Origin of the sequence: Acinetobacter sp. SK-43 (genome assembly GCF_015351505.1) — a bacterium.
Lineage (GTDB): Bacteria > Pseudomonadota > Gammaproteobacteria > Pseudomonadales > Moraxellaceae > Acinetobacter > Acinetobacter junii.
This window is the reverse complement of record NZ_JADKPY010000090.1, coordinates 1-4,625: the sequence shown is the minus strand read 5'-3', so window position 1 is coordinate 4,625 and position 4,625 is coordinate 1. Positions and strand designations below refer to the sequence as shown.

5 protein-coding genes are annotated in these 4,625 nt (G+C 34.0%); all 5 read right to left on the bottom strand.

Annotation, left to right across the window (positions count from 1 at the left end):
• Nucleotides 1–120: 120 nt before the first annotated feature.
• The gene (gene hxsA / locus IRT38_RS17290) at nucleotides 121–747 is read right to left on the bottom strand and encodes a His-Xaa-Ser repeat protein HxsA (protein ID WP_227545328.1); all 627 of its coding nucleotides are present in this window, start codon (nucleotides 745–747) and stop codon (nucleotides 121–123) included.
• An 89-nt stretch (nucleotides 748–836) separates the two neighbouring features.
• Nucleotides 837–2,024 carry a His-Xaa-Ser system radical SAM maturase HxsC gene (gene hxsC, locus IRT38_RS17285; protein WP_126131827.1) on the bottom strand — a complete coding sequence of 396 codons (1,188 nt, stop codon included), beginning with the start codon at nucleotides 2,022–2,024 and terminating at the stop codon, nucleotides 837–839.
• A gap of 5 nt (nucleotides 2,025–2,029) precedes the next feature.
• A complete protein-coding gene (gene hxsB / locus IRT38_RS17280; RefSeq protein WP_126131828.1) occupies nucleotides 2,030–3,451 on the bottom strand; it encodes a His-Xaa-Ser system radical SAM maturase HxsB in 1,422 nt (473 codons plus the stop codon).
• A 1-nt stretch (nucleotide 3,452) separates the two neighbouring features.
• Entirely contained in the window at nucleotides 3,453–3,725 is a 273-nt protein-coding gene (locus tag IRT38_RS17275; RefSeq protein ID WP_126131829.1) for a hypothetical protein, read from the bottom strand.
• 171 nt (nucleotides 3,726–3,896) lie between these two features.
• Nucleotides 3,897–4,460: a recombinase family protein gene (locus tag IRT38_RS17270; protein WP_126131830.1), complete on the bottom strand. Its 564-nt coding sequence runs from the start codon at nucleotides 4,458–4,460 to the stop codon at nucleotides 3,897–3,899.
• Between the last annotated feature and the right edge of the window lie 165 nt (nucleotides 4,461–4,625).

Genomic DNA, 4,625 nt, shown 5'->3' with positions numbered 1-4,625 from the left:
GTAACAAACTTAAAAATCATTGTTAGTAAATTCAATGATTTTACACCATAAATGACTAAATCGAAGATCAAACCAAAGAGAGGAAAACTTTACTAAATTTATATTATCTGATCCAAACTCTTAATCAGCAGCCTCGACAAAACTTACTGCGGTTATGCCTAGACTATTTAATAATTCTGTAGTCATTCGACCATTAGTAGTTAATGCGTTATCAAATTGATAAGCGGTAATCGCTTTTCTTGTATTTTTACCCAGATCACCATCAACTTTTCCAGAATAATAACCAAGTCTTAGTAGAGACATTTGTACAAGTTTCACTTGTAGCACACGGGCTAATACAGGATCTTCAGTTGCTTCAGTATTAGCTGAAGCAGAGTTACCATAAAATGGATTAGATGTGGTATCTGTTTGCGTAGGAACATTACTATATGTTTTTACACTTATATTTGAACTTTTTCTCGCAGTTGAAGTAGTTCCAGCATATGAACTACTTGAACTTGGTGTGCGATATGTAGGTACAGAATAGCTTGGGATGCTTGAGTTTGAATAACCCGAATAACCTGAACCCGAATAATGACTCGAATGACTTGAGTGGCTACGGTGACTTGAATGACTTCGATGTGCAGCAAACATATTCTCGTACTCATAGTTGAGAGGACGAATTGATACAGGCTCTAAATTATCATAAGAATCAATAGTCACATTTGTCATGGCTTCTGTCTTGTTATGAATGATTGGAGCTGACACAGCAAAAAGAGCCAAAGATTTTATGAATTTACTCAATTTAACACCGCCCCAAAAAATAAATTAATTTATTAATATATATATTATGCAATCTAAGTATCTACAATATCAATAAGTTTTACTGGTGATAATGTAGATGGTGTCCATCCAGATTTATACCAACTAAATAGTCCACTACAATCAGCTTTAATCTCACAACTATTACATACCTCATCATATGTATTTTTCCAATCAGAGATACTTTTTGCTGCATATTGCCATAAGCTTCGAGGTAAACAGCATAATGGAATATTCATCAAAATTATTCGTGTTTTGGTAGTTAGCAATAAATCCACTGCCGCATTTAGTTGATCCCACCAGTCATTAATATCAACTTGGCTAAGTTCCTTATTCGCAAGTGCAAAACCAATAGGTTCACATCCAATCAGAGCGACCTCATTCACAAATGGAAGATTGGTTCGTATATAGGTACAAAGATCAATTAAGTTCTCCAATACAGGCTTAACTAAAACAATTCTTAATTGTATCGGTTGTTCGTAATGCTGGAGGACATATAGACCTTCTAGTGTTTCTTCAAAAGCCGAATGTTGTTGCACCACAAAATCATGTAAGAGATCCGCATGGCCATATAGTGGGACAAGCCAATTCACCTTCGTATCTAGATGAGATAATACTGATTCAGCTATCTTAGGATCACTAAACAAGCGACCATTCGTTAATACATCAATCTGGGTTGAAGGAAATTTATTATGAATGGTATTAATAATTAACCTTAACTGAGAATCGAGTAGTAATGGCTCACCGCCAGTCAAACCAATATTCATCGGTTCATAGCTGAGATGGTCAATTATTTCTAAAGCTTGTTGCACTAACCATGAATCATCATGCTTAGTTGGTGGTTGAGAACACATGATGCAGTAATTATTGCATCTGTTAGTTAAGAATAACGTGTGATGTGTATCACTTGCTCTCAAAAGCACGTTTAGATTCTTTTTATATGGATCAATATTAACTACATCATTTGATTTTAATACTTGTTGTTGTGGAATAAAGAGATTATTCGCACCAACCCTTTCAAGCAAGTCAGAGCTATAAATTGAATATAGATTATCTAACCCTGCCTGAATATATCGATCAAATATTTCTATTTCCTGAACATTAGTAATTGGCACAAGAATGGATTGATTAGGCAACCACTCTACATTCAAGTTATCAAGACTAAGTACCCTAAATATTTGTGGGGTATGTTCTGTGACTGAGTTTAGCTTTATTTTTCTCATCTTATCTACTTACTAAAGGCCCACTGGTTTGCTAACGTTCTAAACTTTTCAGAATTTTGGTATTTGTTAAATATCACATCAAACAAACCCATGTAACGCTTACAATGACTTGTTAAGTGGGTTGGTGGGATCATAGTACCAAATTCGTTATAAGCACTGATTGGATCAGGCCCACAGTACGGTAGATAAGCACATTGACTACAACTCGGATCATTAAAATTCAAACTCGAAGTAATGATATTTCTTTGTAGATCAGAGCTTAGTAATTGAGATAAAGGTTCACCAATTTTACCTAAGCGTAATGAAGTATCCCCTGTTTCTTTTAACATGCGAGACTCATCACTAGGGTATACATAACCATCATAGTTATAAACAATACACCCAAGCCCTGCACCTGATGGACTTTGGAGATCAATATAACCTTGATCAAATGGGGAAAGAATTTTATTTAATAAGATTGCAGAATGAACTTCTATTAGTTCATATCCTTGATCATTCCAGTAAATGACACGTTCCAATGCTTTCTCATAAAAATCTAAGAACTCAGTGTGAGTTGGTGCAAGTCGCTTTGAGTTTTTCTTCGCAAATCCAAAATCACTCAAACCACGGATAAAAATATCTTTAAATCCTAATTGAACATATGCATCTACAATCTCATTAGGATAATCCAAGCTTTTACGTGTAGTCGTCATTAACGCAGAAACTGAGTCTAGACCTAATTCTTTACGTGCTAGCTCTAAGCCTTCAATAGTTCTTTCATAAGCATCTCGATTAGCAATTGGTCTATTTTTATTATGTAAGTCTACAAGACCATCGATACTTGTAGACAATACCACTTGATGTTCTTTAAAAAACAGACACATCTCAGAGGTTAGCTGATGCAATGTTGTAGTCACTACAAAACGAATAGATCTGTTGTGCACTTTGTTTTTTTCAGTAATGTACTCAATAGCAAGTTTTACTAAATCATATTTGATTAAAGGATCTCCCCCTTGGAACTCAACTGTTAAAGTATCTGATGTACTTTCAAAGATAGTATCACAGGCCAAGAGTAAATCTTCTCTGCTAATAGTGAACCCATCTCCTTCTTGTTGGCGACTGACTTGGCAGTAAGAACATGAGTGCATGCATTGAATTGTCACAACAATAACATGGAGTGAGGTTCCTTCTAAAATTGTTGATTTTTTTGCATGTAATCTTGAAGTTAAAGCACGTTTTGAGCCAATAGCATTTGTGCTCATCAGAAAAAATTTGGATTTTAATTTAAGAAAGAGAGCCATATCTAATGATTCATCTTTAGCAATGATTTTTCTTAAATCATCTTGAGAAATAAACTCAAAATCACCAGTAACACTTGTTATGAGATAGTTATCATTCACCATCCGCTTAAAGTTGAATGGTAGTAATTCCACATTATTAAAGATCATTTTACTTACTTATACTTGCTAAAATAATTGCATCAACAAAAGACTTTTGCTGTGGACTAATTTGTTTCATTAGCTCTTGACGTAATCTAAAATCGCTTAGGAAATTGAGGATTAGATTTTTTTGATATACATCTTCAACTTTAAAGAAGAAATGTTGATAATCTAATGACTCCACATCGTATGCAATAGGGCAGAATTTTAAGGCCTGTATGATTTCATCCAATGTCATCTCGCTATGAATATCAAAGCCAATTTGAATTAATTTTTGACTCACTTTTACCCCATGAAATGATAATGTTTTATTTACTATCTTTATATTAACTTAGTTGTTAAATAAATATTAAATATTATGCATGAAATATAAAAGACCTAGAAACCTCTTTTAAAATATGACTGATACAATCCATTATATGAAATTCTTGTTAGAGAGTAACTAAGAACAATTCTAAGATTTATTCAGTGAATTATTCAGTGAGTTATTCAGCGTTACTCGGCTTACTCCAAAATGTTTTGCTACCTCTGTTTTAGTAATTTGAGGATCTCGTAACATAGCTTGGGCCTTTTTAATATCTTTTTCAGACATGGATGGTTTGCGTCCACCTTTGCGTCCTCTTGCTCTCGCTGCATCCAAACCTGCTATGGTACGTTCACGAATTAAACTATGCTCAAATTCAGCTAATGCTCCAAAAATATGGAACACTAGCCTGCCAGTAGCAGAGGTGGTATCAATAGCCTCTGTAAGCGATTTAAAGCCTATCTCACGCTGATTTAAGTCAGTAATAATCTCAACTAAATCTTTTAATGAACGGGCAAGGCGATCAAGTTTCCAAACAATCAGAACATCACCTTTTCTTAGAGCTTTCAAGCAACTTAACAATTCAGGACGATCCTTAGATTTTCCAGTTATCTTTTCCTGAAAAATTTGTTCACAGTCTGCCTTCTGGAGTGCATCTAATTGTGAATCTAGATTTTGGTCATGTGTACTGACCCGAGCATATCCAATAATCATAATAAAACGTACCTAAACTTTACATAGATTTATTATCGCAATTTCTTTACATATTTTTGAATAAAAAATGTAATTTTAGGATCATGTTTTAAATGTAAAGAAAATGACCATTTAATTAACACTAATTTTATGGAGGTGTCTTTGTGACATATTAGTCGTATTGTG

Coding starts and splice junctions, on each gene's coding strand:
- hxsC (WP_126131827.1), bottom strand. CDS start 2,024: ATGAGAAAAATAAAGCTAAACTCAGTCACAGAACATACCCCACAAATA.
- hxsB (WP_126131828.1), bottom strand. CDS start 3,451: ATGATCTTTAATAATGTGGAATTACTACCATTCAACTTTAAGCGGATG.
- IRT38_RS17270 (WP_126131830.1), bottom strand. CDS start 4,460: ATGATTATTGGATATGCTCGGGTCAGTACACATGACCAAAATCTAGAT.